General features: G+C 30.8%; 18 protein-coding genes. 13 read left to right on the forward strand and 5 right to left on the reverse strand.

Features of this window, described 5'->3' with window-relative positions; genetic code table 11:
* The first annotated feature begins 59 nt into the window (after window positions 1–59).
* Window positions 60–1,622 (forward strand): peroxidase, FMP-type, encoded by a 1,563-nt coding sequence (locus CHB81_RS07245; protein WP_089351462.1) that lies wholly within the window; start codon window positions 60–62, stop codon window positions 1,620–1,622.
* A 117-nt stretch (window positions 1,623–1,739) separates the two neighbouring features.
* Here CHB81_RS07245 and CHB81_RS07250 read toward each other — a convergent pair whose 3' ends face one another.
* Genes CHB81_RS07250 through CHB81_RS07260 form a run of 3 tightly spaced genes read right to left on the reverse strand, consistent with a single transcriptional unit; the run spans window position 1,740 to window position 4,081 of the window.
* On the reverse strand, window positions 1,740–2,384 hold the full coding sequence (locus CHB81_RS07250) for a carboxypeptidase-like regulatory domain-containing protein (protein ID WP_089351234.1): 645 nt from the start codon (window positions 2,382–2,384) through the stop codon (window positions 1,740–1,742).
* A 40-nt stretch (window positions 2,385–2,424) separates the two neighbouring features.
* The gene (locus CHB81_RS07255; protein WP_141130374.1) at window positions 2,425–3,645 is read right to left on the reverse strand and encodes a hypothetical protein; all 1,221 of its coding nucleotides are present in this window, start codon (window positions 3,643–3,645) and stop codon (window positions 2,425–2,427) included.
* 7 nt (window positions 3,646–3,652) lie between these two features.
* Window positions 3,653–4,081 (reverse strand): hypothetical protein, encoded by a 429-nt coding sequence (locus CHB81_RS07260; RefSeq protein ID WP_089351236.1) that lies wholly within the window; start codon window positions 4,079–4,081, stop codon window positions 3,653–3,655.
* Between the two features lie 521 nt (window positions 4,082–4,602).
* Between CHB81_RS07260 and CHB81_RS07270 the strand changes: the two genes are divergently transcribed.
* The 3 genes from CHB81_RS07270 to CHB81_RS07280 all read left to right on the forward strand — a co-directional run bounded on the left by CHB81_RS07270 (window position 4,603) and on the right by CHB81_RS07280 (window position 7,209).
* On the forward strand, window positions 4,603–5,193 hold the full coding sequence (locus CHB81_RS07270; RefSeq protein WP_089351238.1) for a TetR/AcrR family transcriptional regulator: 591 nt from the start codon (window positions 4,603–4,605) through the stop codon (window positions 5,191–5,193).
* Between the two features lie 224 nt (window positions 5,194–5,417).
* On the forward strand, window positions 5,418–6,185 hold the full coding sequence (locus tag CHB81_RS07275; protein WP_089351239.1) for an SDR family oxidoreductase: 768 nt from the start codon (window positions 5,418–5,420) through the stop codon (window positions 6,183–6,185).
* Between the two features lie 22 nt (window positions 6,186–6,207).
* Window positions 6,208–7,209, forward strand: a complete 1,002-nt coding sequence (locus CHB81_RS07280) for an NADP-dependent oxidoreductase (protein ID WP_089351240.1) — start codon at window positions 6,208–6,210, stop codon at window positions 7,207–7,209.
* A 292-nt stretch (window positions 7,210–7,501) separates the two neighbouring features.
* Here CHB81_RS07280 and CHB81_RS07285 read toward each other — a convergent pair whose 3' ends face one another.
* On the reverse strand, window positions 7,502–8,191 hold the full coding sequence (locus CHB81_RS07285) for a VIT family protein (protein WP_089351241.1): 690 nt from the start codon (window positions 8,189–8,191) through the stop codon (window positions 7,502–7,504).
* 453 nt (window positions 8,192–8,644) lie between these two features.
* On the opposite strand from CHB81_RS07285, the gene CHB81_RS07290 reads away from it, so the two are divergent.
* From CHB81_RS07290 to CHB81_RS07325, 9 genes are all read left to right on the forward strand, one after another.
* A complete protein-coding gene (locus tag CHB81_RS07290) occupies window positions 8,645–12,448 on the forward strand; it encodes a WG repeat-containing protein (protein WP_089351242.1) in 3,804 nt (1,267 codons plus the stop codon).
* Window positions 12,449–12,463: 15 nt separating this feature from the next.
* Entirely contained in the window at window positions 12,464–12,823 is a 360-nt protein-coding gene (locus CHB81_RS07295; RefSeq protein WP_089351243.1) for a hypothetical protein, read from the forward strand.
* A gap of 25 nt (window positions 12,824–12,848) precedes the next feature.
* Window positions 12,849–13,478: a hypothetical protein gene (locus CHB81_RS07300; protein ID WP_141130375.1), complete on the forward strand. Its 630-nt coding sequence runs from the start codon at window positions 12,849–12,851 to the stop codon at window positions 13,476–13,478.
* Between the two features lie 51 nt (window positions 13,479–13,529).
* Window positions 13,530–14,744 (forward strand): hypothetical protein, encoded by a 1,215-nt coding sequence (locus CHB81_RS07305; RefSeq protein ID WP_089351245.1) that lies wholly within the window; start codon window positions 13,530–13,532, stop codon window positions 14,742–14,744.
* Window positions 14,745–15,045: 301 nt separating this feature from the next.
* On the forward strand, window positions 15,046–15,198 hold the full coding sequence (locus CHB81_RS26815; RefSeq protein WP_176427499.1) for a hypothetical protein: 153 nt from the start codon (window positions 15,046–15,048) through the stop codon (window positions 15,196–15,198).
* Between the two features lie 92 nt (window positions 15,199–15,290).
* A complete protein-coding gene (locus tag CHB81_RS07310) occupies window positions 15,291–15,797 on the forward strand; it encodes a PRC-barrel domain-containing protein (RefSeq protein WP_089351246.1) in 507 nt (168 codons plus the stop codon).
* A 667-nt stretch (window positions 15,798–16,464) separates the two neighbouring features.
* The gene (locus tag CHB81_RS07315) at window positions 16,465–16,656 is read left to right on the forward strand and encodes a DUF4833 domain-containing protein (RefSeq protein ID WP_254921002.1); all 192 of its coding nucleotides are present in this window, start codon (window positions 16,465–16,467) and stop codon (window positions 16,654–16,656) included.
* 262 nt (window positions 16,657–16,918) lie between these two features.
* Window positions 16,919–17,140, forward strand: coding sequence for a helix-turn-helix domain-containing protein (locus tag CHB81_RS07320; RefSeq protein WP_089351247.1), 222 nt, complete (start codon window positions 16,919–16,921; stop codon window positions 17,138–17,140).
* Window positions 17,130–18,011, forward strand: coding sequence for a hypothetical protein (locus CHB81_RS07325; protein ID WP_089351248.1), 882 nt, complete (start codon window positions 17,130–17,132; stop codon window positions 18,009–18,011). Before CHB81_RS07320 ends, CHB81_RS07325 begins: the two co-directional genes overlap by 11 nt.
* On the opposite strand, the gene CHB81_RS07330 is transcribed toward CHB81_RS07325, so the two are convergent.
* Window positions 17,983–18,981, reverse strand: coding sequence for a DNA methyltransferase (locus tag CHB81_RS07330; protein WP_089351249.1), 999 nt, complete (start codon window positions 18,979–18,981; stop codon window positions 17,983–17,985). The genes CHB81_RS07325 and CHB81_RS07330 overlap by 29 nt on opposite strands.
* Window positions 18,982–19,088 lie beyond the last annotated feature (107 nt).

Here is a 19,088-nt window from a genome sequence, read left to right on the forward strand (position 1 = left end):
AAAGGGTGATGTATTATCTGCCTTTGGGTGTAGGGATTATTAATTATAAAAAAGATATTATGCTAAAACGTAAAAATGCTGAAGATGAGATAAACTTAGCTCAGGCAAACTTAAATTCAGTTGAAAATAGAAAAGAAGTCTTTCCGGGAGCTTTACAGGAGGACAATAAAGTGACATTAGATAAATTGATGACGGGATATTCAAAAGTTCAAATTGAAGATCCAATTAGACCTTTTTATGAAGATAATTTACAGAAAATAGTAAACAATGTAGATTATGGTATTTTAAAAGTATTACAAGGAACTTGGGTGAGTTATAACAATAGCGCACAAAGCCAAAGAAAATTAAATGGAACTGGTATACATACTACCATTATGCCTTCGCCGGGTACAAATGCAGGAACAATTCCCGGAAAATATAGTTTTGAATGTCAGGAATATATAGAAAAACTAACATTTGATTTGGTTCCTGGCGGAGTTCGTAATCGCGGTGGGGCAAATGAACAATTTTGCGGAGCTGTAAAATACGACCAAAGCATTAAAAGCGTAACTACTGTTGAAGGTCAGGAAGCTTTGCAATACACTCCAATTCATGAGGAGAATGGGATGTATTTATGGCTTAGCGATGTGTTTAATTATGCTGCCACCGAAAAAACGATTAAGGATGATCGCGGTGTGCATGCTGTATCACCGACTAATCCCAACAAAGATTTATATAAAAGCGGATATCAGGACGAAACCCTTTTTCTAATTCTAAATGACCTTGGTCAAAAAGAATATGTAACGCAGGAAAATTTAAATGGACGAAAATATTACGAAATTATCGCAGCCAAAGAGCTTAAAGTTGGAGCGGGTCAAACTGGGCAATATTTCATACCGGATTATTCTATTTCCAGAAGTGGAGTAATTCCGCATGGAAGTACCATAACTTTGTTAGGAGATTTGGTTCGAAATAATGCGGGTAAAAAGGATAAAAAATTCTTATTCGAAGGTCCGCCACCATTTCCAGAGGGCGATGCTGCCTGGAAATATGATCATCTTTCGCTTTCGAAAACCATGGGAGGAGCCGGTGCGAGCGAAAAAGACCCTATTAACCTTGACAAACCCGCACCTGATTGGGTGTTCGAAAAACTTAATGATATTAATGATTTCGGAGAAAATAAAATCTATACACAGCGAATACTTGCAGATCCCTTATATCCTTATTCAGTAAGGCCTGATTTACGTCTTCGGGATACCAATAAAGGAGATAACATAATCAATTATGTCCTTATTGAAATGTCATCCAAAAATAAAACCGGAGCACAAGGAGGGATATTAAATGTTCCGTTTGTAAATCGTTTTGTTCCTACAGTCGAAATGAATACGCGCATGTGGATAGAAACTGTTTTAGAAGACGGTAAAGAAATTCTTCAGTTGCAGTATGAGCAAGTTATATTTTTTGAATTTGATTTTGGAGATGATGGAGGTACTACAAGCTGGCCACATATACAAGTTAATACGCTTCGTAAAATCGAAGATGTACCTCTTGATCAGAAACGTTTAATCGAAGAGCAATTTCCGGATTCTAAAAAATATGAATCTTCAGCATCAGCGTCAGGATGTCCTTATCATAAAGAGTAATTATAAAAAAGTCCACGGTATTTTGTATTAAAATGCCGTGGTTTTTAACGATCAATAGTATCGTCCTAAAATTTTTCTGTTAACACAAATAGATGTAAATTTATTTTGCCTGGAAAATTAATCTATTCCTAAAAATTCATTTAATCCAATAGCGTCTTTTCTAATCTCAGATTGCCAGCTTTTTTTATATTTCTTTTTTAAATGTTTAAAAGTCAGTTTATTGTACGCTTTTACATATTCAGGACTACGATCCTGAATTGGCGCATAACTTATTTTATATTTTAGTTGAAATTCATAATCTGGTTTTTTCAAACCATAGTCTAAAATAAAAATAAGAGGGCTGTAATAATCTCTCTTGAAATTGTATTTTGGATCATTGGAGTTTTTTAAATCTTCGGCGGAAATAGTTGTAATAGCATTACGAAATTTTTCTCTTTTTACAGGTATTGGCGGAACTATGCATTCGTTCTCATGTGAATGATCCATTTGCATTATCACTTCAATATCATTTTTAGCTGCACTAACTCTTTGGCGAAAAAATCCCATATAAGTAAAAATTAAGAATTGATCTGAATTCACTTTAATAGAAAAACGACCCTCAAAATCGCTTTGCACATCTGTTTTTGTTCCTTCAATTAAGATATTTGCTCCCGGAATTAGAAGTCCCAGACTATCCATAACGGTCCCGTATACTATTCTGTTTTGTGCAAAGGATAATTGTGAAAACAGAATTAGGATAAAAAATATCTTGAAGTTTTTCATAATTAGATTTTTATTCAATGTTAATTAAAATCTATTGTTTTTAATGGATTTCATCTACTGTCCAATGAAAAAGAGGTTGTAATAATGGGAGCTTTCTCCAAGGCAGTGATTTAGAATAAATAGTAATGCCCAATTCTGGGGAATAAATTTCTAATGTTTTTGAATTTTCCGAGTATTTGTATTGTAATTTTATTTTCTGACCATCGTAATTGGTTAATGTAAATTGATTTTCAGTTTCATTGATTTCTAAATGAAAATCTTCCATTGTGTCATCTGTATATTGAAAAATAAAATAATTATTCCGATGAATGAAGATGCGTTTTATTTTCAGATTTACAGAATTTTTCTCCACTTGCTTCTTTTCTGTTTTTACAACTTCGTAAGCACCATACAACGGATTTCGAGCAATTTTGTCGTCATTAAAATTTTCTTTTTGAACGTATGGAAAAACAGACTCCATGAAAAGGAAAAAAAATACTAATGTTTTTATAGTAATTCTTATGGGCTTAGAAGTAATTAAGGCTGAACCTTCAAGACGAGATAATACAACTGGTTTGTTCGATATAAAAAATTGAATGATCTTTTTCAAATTCGGCGAAAGCAATAAAAAACAAATTAGCAGTAAGAATAAGGAATATAATTTTACCGAAATATCAAATCCAAAATTGATAAAAACAACATTTATTAAAACTCCCAAAAGAATAAAAAGACCAAGAACCCTTGTTTTGTTAAAAAGCAACATCAAAGCAGGAATAACCTCTGTTAAACCCATGAAAATATTGTAACTATAGGAAGTTCCCATAGTGCTCCAAAACAAAATGTCTTTATCGAGCATTCCCAAAGGCGTGTATAAAGTGTTAGGTTCCGGAAGATAGAATTGCACTTTAAAGATTTTATCAAAACCGTATTTGAGCATAATGCAGGCAAGATAATACGTCAATATTATTTGAATTACTTTGAAAATAAAATTCTTGTGCGTTTTCCAAAAATCAAAAAAAGAAAGGATTGAAACTGCAATTACAGCAATCAGAAACAGTATAATAAACAGCAAATATAAGGTTGCAGAATCTGATGTGATTTCAGAATTTGCAATTGTAATTTCTTTGAAATTATAAGTAATAAGGTGAATTAAATCTTCAAAAAAAAGTTTTGTTATTTTAGATTGAAAATCAAGATATCGAAAAGAAAAAGGCACAAATAACACTCCTAGTAATGAAAATATTAGAAGTATTTGGTACGCGAAAAATCCTGATTTTCTCATTTAAGGTTTATTTATTTTTGAAGCCAATGAATACGACTTCATTAGTAGGAGTATTGTACAGTATTTTCTTTGAGGATTTGATAAATTTTACTGTATTTTTTTTATTTAATATAGGATCATTGATAAGTGTATCAGTTAGATGTGTAAAATCTATTTTTTTTAAATCTCTAAATTGTGCTCCAGGCTCGTACTTTTCTTTAGACTGTCTATATTTTACTATAGTTATAGAATTGTTTACGGCAATAATGGTATCTAATCTGCGAATGTATGTATTCGCTATTCCAAAATTGGAACGACTTATATCAAACAAATTATTCTTGTATGCCTTTGCAAAGGAGCTGTTAGATCCGCTGTGGCTCTTGTGTGCGATTATCTTGGTTTGTGCCTGAGATAATGATGTGAAGAGTAGTAAAGCAAATACGACTTTTAGTTTCATGATTATTAGTTTTTTTGATTGTTAAAAATTACGTAATTACTATATACAATTAAGAACTTTAAAGGATTTAGACAATTCTTTATAATCATCAATATCCTGTAATTTTAAATGATAAAAGAAGACAGATAAGTAAATGTTTTTCATATTTAGGTATAAAGTTCGATTCTGAAAAGTAATTAAAAATCAGAGACATTATAATTTCTCTTTTATATATAGAGTATAGTTTATTAAGAAAGGTTGGGAGTGAAGATAAAATTATTTTATAAAGGATGAAAATATTTTTAAATGATTTGAATACCACCACTTTTTGTAGAAGAGGACAGGAGCTTAATTGCAGGAAATTTTTAATTAATAAATCCTGAAAAGGAGTGTTTTTTTTAATAGAAAACGGTTTTGCCTTATTTTTAGATATTTCCACTATAATTTTCATCTTAGGAAACATTCCAAATTGATAATAATATTTTTTTTTTGATTATTAAATATACTTTTTAGTATATTTGCACTATAATTTATAAACTACAATGCTAACAAAGGCAGAAAGAACAAAACAATTTATACTTGAAACTGCAATACCTCTTTATAATGAGAAAGGTATTTCAGGAGTGAATATAGACGATATTCTCGAAGCTACAAAGTTAACAAAAGGTTGTCTTTATGGCCATTTTGAAAATAAAGAAGATTTGTCTGAGCAAGTAATTGATTTATCGCTTAAGATGGTTTCAGACAAAATCAGAGCTGCGGTTTATAGCGGGAAAACGATTAAAGGTAAAATATTTGCCTTTTTAGATTTTTATAAGAATCCTATTGAAACGTATATTTCCGGAGGATGTCCAATTTTTAATGCAGCAGTTGAGGCAGATGATAATTATCCTTTTATAAAAGAGAAAGTTGCCAAAGTATTTAGAAACGGTCAGATGGAATTAACTGCTTTGCTTCAGGAAGGAATCAATATTGGCGAATTTTCTAATAAACTTGATCCAGTAGTTTTTGCTTTCAAATTGGTAGCATCTGTAGAGGGAGGTATTGTAATGTGTAGAGTTATGAATACAGCAAAACCAATGCAGGGTCTTATTAAGAGTCTAAAGGCTGAATTAGAACTGTACATAATTTGATTTTTTTTGTTGTAAAATAGACTTTTTAGTATATTTTAAAATAAACTATAAAGTCTAAAACAAGCAGTAATTGATACCGTTTTTAGAATGAAAAAGTAAATAAGAATGTTTTTAATGTAATAAAAAGGGAATGAAAGCAACAGGAAACACAAAATTCATAAGTGGCAAAAGTGCTGGAATTGGATTAGCATTAGCAAAAAAACAGATTTTTAAATAAAAGAAACATGGATATAAAAGGCAAAACGATCCTAATTACCGGAGGAGGTTCCGGGATTGGTTTAGAATCTGCAAAACAATTTTTAGCCCAAGGTGCAAAAGTAATTATCACGGGCAGGAATCAGGATAAATTAGAGGCGGCAAAAAAGTTATTCCCGTCACTAATCATTATAAAAAGTGATGTTGAAAATCCGGAAGATGCCATTGCTCTTTTTGATAAAGTGGTTTCTTTAGGCGGAATCGATATTTTGTACAATAATGCAGGCGTTGGAAGTCCGGCACTTAATTTAGGGATTGCAAATGAGCAAATTTTGAAGAATGCGTTTTACGAAATGAACATTAATTATTTTGGTGTTATTAGATTGAATAATCTTTTTATAGAAATGCTGAAATCAAGAAAAGAAGCCGCCATAATCAATACAACTTCTATTTTGAGTATGGTACCCGCTCTTGAAGAACCAACTTATTCTGCAACCAAAGCGGCTTTGAGTTTTTATACCAGGATACTTAGAAAGAATTTAGAGATCCTAAAAAGTACTGTAAAAGTGTTTGAATTGCTTCCTCCGGTTGTAGCAACCGAAATGACGGCCCAAAGAAAGGATAAGAAAATAACCCCTGAACAGTTGGTTAAAGCACTGATTACGGGAATTAAAAAAGATCAATACACCATTCGCACAGGCGATACAAAACTGCTTTATATCGTAAGCAGGTTCTTTCCTGAACTGGCTTTTAACCTGGTGAATCCTAAAAAGATTTATGCAAGTCTGCAACAATAAATAAAACTCTAAAGTAGATAGAATGAAAGCATTTGTAATTAATAAATACAGTAAAAACGGAGGTTTACAGCTTGCAGAAATGCCTGTTCCGGAAGTAAAAGACAATGACGTTCTGGTTGATGTTTACGCAGCCGGAGTTAATCTGTTGGATTCTAAGATAAAAACGGGAGAGTTTAAACTCATACTGCCCTACAAAATGCCATTAATTTTAGGACATGACGTAGCAGGAGTCATTGTAAAAGTTGGTAAAAAGGTAAAAAAGTTCAAAATAAGTGACGAAGTTTATGCCAGACCAGCAGATTATCGCATAGGTACATTTGCTGAATTTATTGCTATTGATGAAAATGATGTCGCCCTTAAACCTAAGAATCTTTCTATGGAAGAAGCAGCGTCGATTCCGTTAGTGGCATTAACAGCGTGGCAGGTTTTGGTAGAAAAAGCACAAATTAAAGAAGGTCAAAAAGTATTTATTCAGGCCGGATCAGGAGGTGTAGGTACAATTGCAATTCAGCTTGCAAAACATTTTGGGGCTATTGTTGCTACAACAGCAAGCGCCAAAAGTTTTGATTTACTTAATGAGCTTGGTACCGATCTTATTATCGATTACAAGAATAGTGATTTTGAAAACAGGCTAAATAATTACGATGTTGTATTGAATAGCCAAGATCAGAAAACACTCGAAAAATCGTTAGAAATACTAAAATCAGGCGGAAAACTAATTTCTATTTCAGGACCGCCAACGCCAGATTTTGCTAAAGAAATTAATGCGCCGTGGTTTGTAAAAATGATTCTTTCTCTATTAAGTTTTGGCATTCGCAAAAAGGCTAAAAACAAAAATGTCGAATATTCTTTTTTATTTATGAAAGCAAATGGAGACCAGTTAGATAAACTTACCCAACTTATTGAGTCAGGGAAAATCAAACCAGTCTTAGATAAAGTTTTTCCTTTCGAAAAAACAAACGAGGCATTAGCTCATGTAGAAAGCGGACGTTCTAAGGGAAAAGTTGTCATTAGAATAAAATAAAACATTTTTCAGAATATTTATAATCATTTTCAATTTAAAATGAGCACCTAATTTACAGCGTAGTTACAGATGAAAATTTTTTGATTTTCTTTTGTTGTGGCCCTATAAAGTAAATTAAACGAAAATCAAAAATGATTTAAATTCGGGGACGGAGTTTAACTGATTTAGACCTGAACCGGATGCTTATTTTGAATTGGGAGTGATATTAAAGAGCAAATAAAATTTTAAAATCTTGTTTTTTATTTTATATTGTTTAATCGTTTAATTTTTTATTGAACAAAAAAAAATGTTTTTAAGCAGTCTGAACTCCAAATATATAACCTACAAGCGCAGAAGCTCCCATTGCAAAAGTTCCCCAAATACAGATTCGTAATACCGCTTTTATTGTATTTGAACCTCCGGCTTTAGCCGCTAATACTCCTGAAAAGGCCAAAAAGAGAATCGAAAAACCATACTGAAAAAACAACATTTCTTTTATGGGGGCGAAAATAGCTACCAAAAGTGGCAGTACGCCTCCAATAATAAATGATGCTGCCGATGCAAAAGCTGCCGTTAGAGGGTTGGCCTGTGTAATTTCGTTAATGCCTAATTCATCTCTTGCATGAGTTTCTAATGCATCATACGATGTTAATTGAATAGCTACTTCTCTGGCCAAATCTTTATGTAATCCCCTTTGGATATAAATATCAGTGAGTTCTTCCAGTTCCTCTTTGGGCATGGTGTCAAGGGCATACTTTTCTCTTTTTAAATCAGCCGACTCTACATCAAATTGAGAACTTACCGATACATATTCACCGGCAGCCATTGATAAGGCTCCAGCTACAAGACCAGCTACTGCAGCCAGTAAAACAGGCTCTCTGGAACTGCTTGCAGCCGCAACACCAATAACCAAACTTGTCGTAGACAAAATTCCATCGTTTGCCCCTAGTACAGCGGCTCTTAGCCATCCGCTTCTGTTTATATAATGTTTTTCCATTTCCATAAGAGCTATGTCTTTAAGAATCATTTCAAAAGTAGGACAGCTATTATCATGTTAATAGTGAGGACCTTAATTCCTAAATAAAATTACTTCAAAATATCATAAGTAATCAATATGATGGTATTAGAATGATTCTAAATTTTATGCGGTTTAAATTATGTTGAAATAGTAGTAAACCAAATGTTTATTTATACAATTTTATAACCTTAACGGAATAACTTACAAACCATTTTATGCAAGATTTAAAGAAATCGGTATATTTTTAAGTGAATTTACAGGATAGCTTTTTTAAGTTATTTCAAAATAGCAGATTGTATGTTATATTTGGTTTCTTGAAGTAAATAAAAAAACACTTGTTCCCAACCTTTTTACATTTTAATGCATCTATAATTAATAAGAGAGGTATAAGTTTGCCAAAATTCACTTTTAATGTTTCCATTTATTCTATAAAAATATATGATAAAAAGAGTACTGTTTATATTTATTTTACTTCCGTTTACTGTGCTTTCGCAGAACATGCAGACATTGCGTGAACAGGCCGAAACCTACTATGAAAAGGGAGATTTTTTAGAATCATATCAAACTTTAAATAAGATAAAAGATAAAGAAACTCTTGAAAATACAAATGTCAATTTGTACAAGACTCATTTAGAAAATATAATGCAGTATCGTTTTTTTAAGAAAACGAAGCTAAATGATTCTTTATACAAAGTATATATTAAATCGAGCGTATTAAAATCGCAAGGGATTTATAACGAGAAATCAAAAAAATATACGTTGCCGCCAGTTTATGATTCTATTCCTCTTAATGAACGATATTTCAAATATAAAAGCGTTTATAAAAACAAACAAGAGGCATTAGTAAATATTGAAACAGGAAAAGTTATTGTCCCGTTAGGAAATCATTCCAGTATATTTTACGGGGATTATATTTTAAGTACTGAAAACACTAAAAACTTGTTTTCATATGATGATATTATAACTGTTTTAGATTTAAATGGAAACGTGCTTTTTAAAGATATGGATACTTTTAACTTTGTGTATTATCCAAATTATATAAGGACTAAAAACAAGAATAATAAATACCAAATAATTAATATAAAAACCCAAAAGGTAATCGTAGATGATATTGACCAGTTTTTTGATCCGAGTGGGGGTATTGTACAAAACGAAAGCGTGCCTGATAATATATGGTTGCCATTTCGCAAAAACGGTCAATATTATCTCTATGAAATCACTCCAAATGGAATTATAGACCCTCATAAATTTGATACATTTATTCCGTTGTACGCTAATTATAATTACTTTGATAATGCGATTACAAAGCTTATAAATAGTAAGGATAATGCACCATTTGTTTTAGATCCTACAAAAGCTTCTTTTTTTAGCAATTATACCATAGTAAAAAGAGACAATAAATTCGGGATTTATAATATCTCAAAAGACAAATATTATAAAGAACCGGTTTATGACTCCATCAATAAATTTGGCAATACTTTTTATAATGGAAAATGGATCAATCTTATTTACGGTGAAGAAATCTGCCCGCCTGACTTTGATAAACCTGTGGCAATTGTTTTTAAGAAAAACAATCTGTTTGGACTTATGGATTTGAGCGGTAAAATTATTACCAAAGCTGATTATGATGAAATAAGATTTCTGTGGAATGATGTTTTTATTTTAAGAAAAGGACAAAAATGGGGTTTTACAGGCGTTCAAAAAGGGGATAAACTTATATCGCCACAATTCAACAATATTGAGTATTTAAGTGGCGATTTTGGGAATATTGGCTGCTATAAAAATAAAAAAGCAATCAAGTTTTTAAGAAACGGCGAAAAACCGGATCTTAAAGCTCAAAACAATCGAAAACTCAAAAATTATATAAGTTTTGAAAATTCTATTTCAATAACAAATATGAATGATTATGCAAGGGTAAATGATTTTGACAGAAATGTATTTGAAAAAAATGGGAAGTTTGGTTTGGATGATTTTGATTATAATGAAGTTTTGCCTCCCACATATAGTAAAATTCAATTCGCTAAACACAATACATTCATAGCTTTTCGCGGTTCAAAAGTAGGTTTGATCGATCATAATGGCAAAGAAATTATTCCCGTTAAATGCGCTAAAATTGAATATAGAGACCCTTTTTCTGATTTGTTTTATGTAACATTTGAGAATGGATTACAAAGTATTTTTAATTCTAAAGGAATAGAGATTTACCCGGCTAATATCAAAGAAATTACAAATAGTTATTTTGATATTAAAACAAAAACGGATTATGTTTTTGCTACAGAATTTTTACCTGTAGTCGAAAAAAACAATTCTGAAAAACAAGAGAAATCATATATAAATGTTATTTTAAAAACTAAAGATGACAAAGTCGAAAAACTAAAATTGGAGGGCTACTCTTTTGAATTTCTAAGTTCTAATTTCATAGCTAGTAAAGAGGGAAAACTAATTGTCTATAACTTAAAAAACGGAAAAATTATAGACAACTTACATGGCGAAATTATTAATGATTATGGGAATAATAGGCTTTTTGGCTCTAAAGCTCATGATTATGATACTGTAATTGATAGTTTAAGTAATGAAGTAACATTGGAGCATCCTTTTTATGAAATTAAAAACGACAATTATTTTTTTAAGGAAGAGAATAAAATAGGAGTAATGAACAAAAAAATGCAAGCTGCGAATTTTAGATATCCTGTTTTAAAAAACCTTATCGATGACTATAGCAAGATATATCCGCATCCTTCAAATGAATATTGTGAAAAAGCTTCTTCTTATTTTAGATTTAATTCCAATAGTACTTCAGTAAAAAACGGAATAATAAACTTTGAAGGAACGGTAATTATTGAACCGGAAATTTATGATGATATTAAATTGGCGTATTTTCCGGAAATGAATAAATTCCAATACAGTTTTTTTCCCGAGAATGAGTTTTTAAAACAATATAAAAGTGATTTGTTTGCCTGTACAAATAATGGGAAAGAAAATAAAACGGTACATATTATTAGCAGTCAAAAAGAAATTATTGCTGCATTTGAACTAAAAAATAAAGAGAATTGGAATTTTAGTGCTAATAATGGCGCAATCATTATAAGAAGCACTGATTCAATAAAACTCTATGATCTAAAAAGCAAAAAAATCTTATTGAATATAAAAGTAAATCAGTTTCAGGACGACAAAGATTCTGGCTACACAGCTTCTTATATTGATAACAAAACGACTCAGGATAAATATGTAAAATATGATTGCAAAGGTCAAATGATATTTGATACTATTGTAACAAAGAATCAGCCGTATTACGGAAGCTTTAATGAAAATTATATTCTAAAAAAAAATAACAAATATGGCACCGTCAACGCTAAAGGAAAACCGGGAATTCCATATGTATATGATTATTTAGAGTCTAAAAACGGAAAATTATTTATCAGTAAAAGCAATGATTTATTTGGAATAATAAATGAAGACAATCTAACGATTATAGATAAAAAATATCAAGACATTAAAGGGGGTGAAATCAAAGACAGAAATTCTGATTATACAATTGGATTTTCTGGTTATAAAGTGAAAGAAAAGAACAAGTTTGGACTTCTTGATGCTAATACAAGAACGCTTTTGCCAACTGAATTTGACGAACTTAAACTTTCGCGAACTATAATAACTGCTAAAAAAGATTCGGTTGTAAGTGTTTACGACTATACATTTAAAGAAAGTTTTTCGGCTGCCGTTGATAGTGTTGACATGGACAACAATAACATGTATCATTTGTACAAAAACGGCAAATTGTTTTATATAGATTTTGACGGAAATATTAAGGATAAAAACCCCTACATGAGCTGGGAAGATCGGCTTAAATTAACTTATTCAAAGGAAATAGACGGAAAATATTATCTCTCACAAAATGGCAATTTACTTCATAAAACGCCTGTTGTGAGTTTTAAAATAGTGGACCAAACTATTGATTTTATGGGTGAACGTTTGGAATACTTATTAATACAAGACCAAGATGGTTTTTACGGCTTGTATACAAAAGACTTAAAACAAATTCTGCCTTTTTTATATGAGGAAATTATTATAGTACCAAATGAAGATTTTTATATAATAAAAAAAGCTGGAAAATACGGTGTAATAAATTCACAAAAGCAAACAGTGATTCCGTATAAGTATGACAACATTAATTTTTACAAGGGAATATATTATTGTAAAAAAAACAAGAAAACGGATCATTTAACCCTGGCAATAGATAATTAACCGCATTAGAAAAAAATGAAAAACCCAATACTATTTTTCTTCCTGCTCCTAATACAGCTTTGTCCTGCACAAAATCAGGATTTTTCTTTAAACGGAATGCAGGGAATTATTGATTTGGAAGCTGCTGATACTAAAATTCTGCCATTAAAAATTCCAATTTCATATGGAGAAATAAAGCAAATTGTGAATAAAAAATATCTAATAGCTTCAGATTTTTCTAAAACGGGAGTAATTAACTTAAACAATAAAATTGTAATCCCAATGTTTTACGATTCCGTTTATTGTCAGGAAAATAAGAACTATTTTGTTTGCAGTACCAGTGAAAAGATTAATTACATAACGGCTGACAATGTTGTTATTAAAGACGAAGAATAATTAAATTAAGAGAAATGAAATTTATATGAAAAATCTATATAAAAAACTTTTAATACTTGCAGTTTGCATTTCTTTTATGAGCTGCAATAAAGAGAAAAAGGAAAGTGAAAATTTACCTGTAAGTAATATTGTTGTTGTTAAAAGAATAAAAAGCGAGTATTTAAACAGAATTAGATTAACTCATACTCTATACAAAAAAACGAAATTTTCAGAAGGGGACAGTATTGTTGTTTTAGTCGATTTTGGAGAATCATACGGCGAGACCAGGCGTCAAAAGAACGAATCTATCAATAATTTTTTTGTATACAATAAGAGAAATAATTTAATGATCGCGTCAGGAACAAAATTTTATGATACAGGAATTAATCTCTTTAGGAAATATAATAAAGAAGGAAGAGTGATAGAAGAACGAGATACAAATAAAGGTTTTACTTTTTCAGCTTACGATTTAATCGAAAAGATAAAGAAAACATATAAGATAAACCTTAATGACGGAAAAGAAGATAGAAGTGTGCATAGAGGACTAGATGAAAAAACAAATAAAATGATTTACCATATTAAATACGATATAAACAATGGTCTATTCAAATATATTACAGTCGACGGTTTAAACGGATATATTTTATCAAGTGGAAGCGGACAACTTAGAGACTAATTTTATTTTTATCTTAAAAAAACTGTTATAATTTATCCAAAAATCATTTCTATGAGAACTATTTTTTTATCGCTGCTAGTTGGCTTGACTTTTATTAGTTGTTCGAAAAACCAGAATAAGATTGAAAACTCAAATTACAAAGGCTTTAGTGAGGTTAAGCATAATTCGTCAATAACAAGTTTACAAGGCGACTGGAATATAGACCAATTAATAGAAAGCGACGAAACAAAAGAGTACGCTATATATCCTATAAATCCTGATGGGAATAATCATGGAAATCATATTGCGATAAATGCTGACCAAACTTTTGAATGTGGTTATAGTGCATTTTGTGGCAATGATTGTTTTACAAATACTAAAGGAAAATACAAGATTATAGACAAAAACTATATTTGTTTTTATTTGGAAAAAATTACCAAAAGCGGTGATTGTTCCGGAGATTCTGAGCCTAATAAAGACATGGGTTTGTACTATTATTACAAAAAAGATAAAGCTTTCTATTGGTTAAAAAGCAGCGGTAATCTTGAGCAAGACAAAAAGAATGTGCAGTATCGCGATTTGATCATTGCAAAACGTGCCGAAGTTGAAAAATTTTATAGAAATGACGGTTATAATTCTCAAATGTTTAATTGGAAACCTACAGATTATACTGATCAACAAGAGATTGTTGCATCTTGTATGGCCAAAAATAACATCAAAAACTATGAGATGTTATATTACGACAAAGGAGATATATACTGTACAATGGCAATGGCTTTAGTAAAAGTTAATGGTGAGTTTCGTTATGTGATATATGACACTTCAGGGGAGCCAATGATTTGTTTGTATAATGATTCTAAAATTTTGCCAATAGATAAATTGGTTAATCAAGTTGATAATGATAAGTCGCTGGAAATTAAAAGTTTCAAAGGAAAAAACAAACCAAATGAATCACCTTCTGACAAGAAGACCATAACGGTATTTAAAAAAGGAAGTGAAATTTATAAAGTTACTTATGAAGATTATCCAACTGATATTGAACATAGCTCTATTTTAACAATAATCGTTTATTTTCAAAACTCGGCACCTGAATATATAGATTACCAGTATGCCTTTGTTGGAATCGAAAATAATTACACTAAAAAAGCAGGACTTTATGTTTTGGATTGGCAAAACAATAGGGTATTAATAAAAAATAGGAGTATTGGGGGAATGGAGGTACAGACGGATAGGATTAAACTAGAAGTAAACCGTATCATCGATGAAATTAAAACTAAGAATCTATAAAAAACAAACTTCATTTATTGATTCTGAAACTTGCTTTAGTTTTTATAATGAAAATGAAGGAGAATATAGGTTGTTGTTGATTTGTTAAGGAAATTGTTGGGATAATAACAGTTGAGGAAAGCTTTTTTTAATTGTGTCAAAAAAAATTAATCTTCGCTTCTTCAAAAAATAAAATAATTCCCTAAATACATCTACTGGGAATTGTGTAATATCCTGCTGAAATTAAATACTTTAGAACATATTCTCATTTGTATCTTTAATTAGTATTTAAAAACTATTATTTAATCAAAAAAAATAAGTTATGGCAGAGATTAAAATTGAGAAAAAGAAACCAATGTGGCTATTGATTGTGCTATTGCTAATAATTGGAGGACTTATATACTACATCTATTGTACAGATCATGAAACTCACACCGAAAGCAGCACAGAAATTGAAAACACTACTGCACAATAAGAAACTATAACCGGATATGGCAAACTAATATCAGTTTAGTTTCCTGAAGTTATATCCGGCACAAAAAACAATATAATTTTTATATAAAAAATATGGAAAATAAAGACAAAAACTTATACAAACTGAACGAACTGTCTAATTATAAAATTGCTTCAGATTATTCTGATGTAAGAGGATGGAAGATCGTAGACGCTGAAAACCACACTATAGGCAAAATTGATAATCTCTGGGTTAATAAAGATATGAAACGCGTGGTTTATCTGGATGTTAAATTAGACAAAGGATTACTAGACGACAACCACAATGAGGTTCGTGATGTTATAGCAAACGACAACGGAAAGGAGTTTATCTATAAAGAAGGCGATAGCCATATTATCATACCAATTGGATCTGTAAACATAAATAAAGATACCAAAACTGTGATGGCAAACAGTATAGGATATGATACCTTTAGAAACACAAGCAGGTATAACACACAAAATAATTTTGACAGAGACTACGAAAAAAGAGTTATGAAGTCTTACTATCCGGAAAATGATCCTAACTATGATAGTAACGATGACGCTTTTTACAATCGCAGGGAATTTGACAACCATTAATGTTGCTAATTTTACTTTAGATGCAAATTGTATTTTGATATATAAAAACGGTAAAAAGGCATAAAAAAAATCCCAATTTATATTGGGATTTTTTTTATGCTCTTTACTGTAAAATTATGTTTGTTTTAAACTTGCTGCTAACGTTCTTTTATATCAGTGGTTTGGAACTAAATAAGCCTCTGCTCTCCGAAGTGTTCTCATGAAAAGCTACGCAAATGTCTCTGACTTTGCGTTTTTTTTCTTAGAAATTGTAAACCTGATAAAGTCTTCGAATTTTGACGTTTAGTTCTTATATTACCTTGATTATTTTATATTCAGTAAAACAGCATTTAAGAAAATTAGTTTGAAGTCGGAGACTTTATGAGGTTTCTGTTTTCAATTATATATATTTAAAATGGCGCAAAGTCAGAGACATTTGCGCAGCCTAAAAAAAAGAACACTTCGTTGAGCTGGGAGCTGTAAATTGGTTAAAAAACTGATTAAATAATAAACAACTACCACCAACACACATATTATTCGAGCGCTCAGATATTCGCAACGATAGTGTGGAAATTCTTTCCGTGCCCGTTCCTAATATTAATAAAAACTGGATTTTCTTTTTTAAATCTGTTAAGATATACTTTGCGGGCACGGATTGCAAATCCGCGCGATTGGGGTACCCTTAACCTTGAAAAAGATAGATTCGGATCAAAAATATCATGTTTTTGTAAGTGTAAATCAGAAAAAAATCCAGGTAGAAAAAATATTTGTACGTATTGAAGGAGGTTTTTTTTGGTTACCCAATGTAAAGTATGCTGAAGTTACCGGAATTGAGACTTCGTCAAATAAAATAATTACTGAGAGGATGTTGTTGAAATAGGATAAAAGCTAATACAACAGATTCTTTCATAGGTCTAAATGTAAAGTTGGTTTTCTATTTGTTATTATTTTGCAAATCCAATTAATTTAGTAACAAACTCGCTGATGTGCCAGAACGTTATATGCTATACTCAAAAAACTGAGTGAAAAGAAAAATAATTTAGCTTTTAGTTTTTTATCAAAAATTTATTTAAAAAATGCTAACTATAGTATGTTGTAGTAGATGCATACTATAGTTAGCTTTGTGCATACTATGATTAGCTATGATTGATAATAAAGACATATTAAAAAAATTTGGCGAACAAATAAGGCAATTAAGACTTGAAAAAGGAATTTCACAGGAAGAATTGGCTTCCAGAGCTAATTTGCATAGAACTTATATAGGAATGATTGAAAGAGCTGAAAAAAATATAACTCTTATCAATATTGCAAAAATATCACAAGCATTAGAAACAAGCATTAGTAAAATCTGTAATGGCATATAGAGTAGTTTTAGAAAAAGCAAGCAACCATTTATCTTCAATGAAAGGCACTATAATGCCAGTTTTAGAAGTAGCAAAACCGGAAAATTTAGATTACGCTAAACATCTTGGGAAGATAATTTCAAAACTTTCTCCATTAGTTGGGAATATGATTGAATACAATGTTTGCATTGAATTAAATAAATTAGAGTGGTCAAACACTGGAATATGGAAAAGACAAGACCCAGGATTTCCTGATACTATTTTTGTAAGCGAATTATTTCCCACTCCAGGTATTGAAATTAAAACTTGGTTCCCTCTTGCTACTGAAATAACCGCGCGCTTTAAAGACACTGTTAAGTTCTTTGAACATGACCAAACTAACGTTGCTCTTGTTGCTTGGCTTCCAGAATTTATTATTTACGGAAAACCAAAAATCATAGATGTTTATGTTTGGGTCGGTACTGCAAAAAGTTTAGCAATTTCTAGAGATAATCACTACCACAATCCACCAGATTATTTAGTTTTCGAGCCAGAAGATACAAGTGCTAGAACTTCCAATTTACAACAAACAAATACAAATGGCTATAAATTTCAAGGAAATAGCGCCGAATTTGAAGAGGTAAAAAAAATTGTAGATTCATGGAATGAACCGAAGGGAATCTATAATCATTCTGACGAGTACCAACAAAAAATAAAACAACTTTTAGGTCGTTTTAATTATCGCTTAGACACAAATTTTGCTAAAATAGATCGAATTCAGCATGAAGATTTAGAAAAATTTAAAAAACAGGTTTTAGAAACTAAAATCCACAATCATACTATAAAAGAATGGTCTAAATTAATTAATGATGAAAATACGAATATTACAGATCTACTAAATGATATTCTTTGATAGAAATTTCATCTTCTAATCTTTTTTTTCCAAACTCATATGTACTATAAGTAATTTCGGCTCCATACCCTTTTCTATTTAATTGATTTACAGCTATTAAACATGAAAACAAACCTCCAAACGGTTCCCAAACTACATCATTTTCATCAGAAGAAGATTGGATAATATTTTTCATGAATTTGAGGGGCTTTTGATTTAAATGTAAAGATTTTGAACCGTTTTTTAATCTTTCTTTACCATTCAATGGAGGTTCTCTCCAAACATTATAAATACCAAATTCACATTTGAACTTAGCTCTCATATTACCCCATTCGATTCTAGTTAGTGAATTTATTCCATTTACTGAAAAATATGGATAACCCTCTTTTTTACCATGAAGATTTGCATAGTTAACAATTTTCTCAAAAGCTTCACTAGGGGGATAGTACCATAAGTGGCAATTTGTAAAATATTTTCTAGAAGCAGCGTTTGCAACACCACAAGCTTCATTAGTTTTTGAGAATGGCAGTCCTGTTCTTTTCCATTCATATCGCAACCAGTCTTGCATTGATAAGTTTTTATCCTCAACTTTAAATAATGCTTTTTTCACATATTGAACACAAACTTCCGTAACAACAGGGAATTTCCTCATTGTTTTAGTATTCACATTACCTGCAATATGTTCCTTTCCTTTATCCCAAATATGGCAATTCACAAACTCCCAACCTTGTTCTAAAAATTCATTGTGGACATTCGCCCATCCAAGTTCTGTATTCCAAAACCACAATGTAGTTAAAGGTGTCGACAACTCTGTCCATTTTTTAATATGTGGCTTGTACCATTCTCTAAGTTCATTTGGACTTAATGGGTCTCCTGGATAACCTCCAATTCCATATGGACCATCTGACATTATAACTACTGGCTTTTCCCACTCATCATAAAGATTAATTACATCTTCATTATAAATTTTAATATTTTTAGATTCAAACATATTTGGACTCTGTCTTGCTAATTATAGTATGCAAATATAAAGGAATAATTTTAATTTAAAACTAACTAACGGATAAAACGTAAAAAAAAAAGTAAAGCATAGAACAG

The organism is Flavobacterium sp. ov086 (assembly GCF_900187965.1).
GTDB lineage: Bacteria > Bacteroidota > Bacteroidia > Flavobacteriales > Flavobacteriaceae > Flavobacterium.

Bases quoted from the DNA above. Each gene is read 5' to 3' on its own strand.
- CHB81_RS07305 (WP_089351245.1), top strand. From the start codon at position 13,530: ATGAGAACTATTTTTTTATCGCTGCTAGTTGGCTTGACTTTTATTAGT.
- CHB81_RS07330 (WP_089351249.1), bottom strand. From the start codon at position 18,981: ATGTTTGAATCTAAAAATATTAAAATTTATAATGAAGATGTAATTAAT.
- CHB81_RS07295 (WP_089351243.1), top strand. From the start codon at position 12,464: ATGAAAAACCCAATACTATTTTTCTTCCTGCTCCTAATACAGCTTTGT.
- CHB81_RS07275 (WP_089351239.1), top strand. From the start codon at position 5,418: ATGGATATAAAAGGCAAAACGATCCTAATTACCGGAGGAGGTTCCGGG.
- CHB81_RS07310 (WP_089351246.1), top strand. From the start codon at position 15,291: ATGGAAAATAAAGACAAAAACTTATACAAACTGAACGAACTGTCTAAT.
- CHB81_RS07300 (WP_141130375.1), top strand. From the start codon at position 12,849: ATGAAAAATCTATATAAAAAACTTTTAATACTTGCAGTTTGCATTTCT.
- CHB81_RS07320 (WP_089351247.1), top strand. From the start codon at position 16,919: ATGATTGATAATAAAGACATATTAAAAAAATTTGGCGAACAAATAAGG.
- CHB81_RS07245 (WP_089351462.1), top strand. From the start codon at position 60: ATGCTAAAACGTAAAAATGCTGAAGATGAGATAAACTTAGCTCAGGCA.
- CHB81_RS07260 (WP_089351236.1), bottom strand. From the start codon at position 4,081: ATGAAACTAAAAGTCGTATTTGCTTTACTACTCTTCACATCATTATCT.
- CHB81_RS07250 (WP_089351234.1), bottom strand. From the start codon at position 2,384: ATGAAAAACTTCAAGATATTTTTTATCCTAATTCTGTTTTCACAATTA.
- CHB81_RS07285 (WP_089351241.1), bottom strand. From the start codon at position 8,191: ATGGAAATGGAAAAACATTATATAAACAGAAGCGGATGGCTAAGAGCC.
- CHB81_RS07325 (WP_089351248.1), top strand. From the start codon at position 17,130: ATGGCATATAGAGTAGTTTTAGAAAAAGCAAGCAACCATTTATCTTCA.
- CHB81_RS07290 (WP_089351242.1), top strand. From the start codon at position 8,645: ATGATAAAAAGAGTACTGTTTATATTTATTTTACTTCCGTTTACTGTG.
- CHB81_RS07270 (WP_089351238.1), top strand. From the start codon at position 4,603: ATGCTAACAAAGGCAGAAAGAACAAAACAATTTATACTTGAAACTGCA.
- CHB81_RS07255 (WP_141130374.1), bottom strand. From the start codon at position 3,645: ATGAGAAAATCAGGATTTTTCGCGTACCAAATACTTCTAATATTTTCA.
- CHB81_RS07280 (WP_089351240.1), top strand. From the start codon at position 6,208: ATGAAAGCATTTGTAATTAATAAATACAGTAAAAACGGAGGTTTACAG.
- CHB81_RS26815 (WP_176427499.1), top strand. From the start codon at position 15,046: ATGGCAGAGATTAAAATTGAGAAAAAGAAACCAATGTGGCTATTGATT.